At 57.4% G+C, this 1,175-nt stretch carries 1 protein-coding gene; it reads left to right on the top strand.

The window, feature by feature from the left end:
• Window positions 1-1,175 (top strand): elongation factor Tu (gene tuf / locus KTN04_RS16560; protein ID WP_217336330.1); only part of this gene is annotated, 1,175 nt, incomplete at both ends.

The raw sequence follows: 1,175 nt of genomic DNA, 5'->3' as shown, positions 1-1,175 counted from the left end.
CAATCATTCGAACGTAACAAACCGCACGTTAACGTAGGTACCATCGGCCACGTTGACCACGGTAAAACCACTCTGACCGCTGCGCTGACTCGCGTCTGTGCAGAAGTATGGGGCGGCGCTGCCGTTGCCTTCGACGGCATCGACAACGCTCCGGAAGAGCGTGAGCGTGGTATCACCATCTCTACTTCTCACGTAGAGTACGAGTCTCCGACACGTCACTACGCGCACGTGGACTGCCCGGGACACGCCGACTACGTCAAGAACATGATCACCGGTGCTGCTCAGATGGACGGCGCGATCCTGGTATGTTCTGCTGCTGACGGCCCCATGCCGCAGACGCGTGAGCACATCCTGCTGTCTCGTCAGGTTGGCGTACCGTACATCGTTGTGTTCCTGAACAAAGCGGACATGGTCGACGACGAAGAGCTGCTGGAACTGGTTGAAATGGAAGTTCGCGAACTTCTGGACCAGTACGACTTCCCGGGTGACGACACGCCGATCGTTGTAGGTTCCGCGCTGCAGGCGCTGAACGGCGAAGATCCGGAAGGTTTCGGTCAGGCGGCTGTTAAGAAGCTGGTTGAGACTCTGGACGAGTACATCCCGGAGCCGCAGCGTGCCGTTGACCTGCCGTTCCTGATGCCGATCGAGGACGTCTTCTCTATCTCCGGTCGTGGTACCGTTGTAACCGGTCGTATCGAGCGTGGTATCCTGAACGTTGGTGACGAAATCGAAATCGTCGGCATCAAGGAAACCACCAAGACGACCTGTACTGGTGTTGAGATGTTCCGCAAGCTGCTGGACCAGGGTCGTGCAGGCGAGAACGTTGGTGCGCTGCTGCGTGGTACCAAGCGTGACGAAGTTGAGCGTGGTCAGGTTCTGGCGAAGCCGGGTTCCATCACTCCGCACACTCACTTCGAAGGCGAAGTATACGTGCTGAGCAAGGAAGAAGGCGGTCGTCACACGCCGTTCTTCAAAGGTTACCGTCCGCAGTTCTACTTCCGTACCACTGACATCACCGGTGCATGTGAACTGCCGGAAGGTGTAGAGATGGTTATGCCGGGTGACAACGTTCAGATGTCTGTTACCCTGATCAACCCGATCGCGATGGAAGAAGGTCTGCGCTTCGCCATCCGTGAAGGTGGTCGTACCGTCGGTGCCGGCGTGGTATCCAAGAT

Origin of the sequence: Marinobacterium weihaiense, from assembly GCF_019061305.1 — a bacterium.
GTDB lineage: Bacteria > Pseudomonadota > Gammaproteobacteria > Pseudomonadales > Balneatricaceae > Marinobacterium > Marinobacterium weihaiense.
Note: the sequence above shows the minus strand (reverse complement) of the source record. Positions and strands in the feature narration are given on the sequence as shown.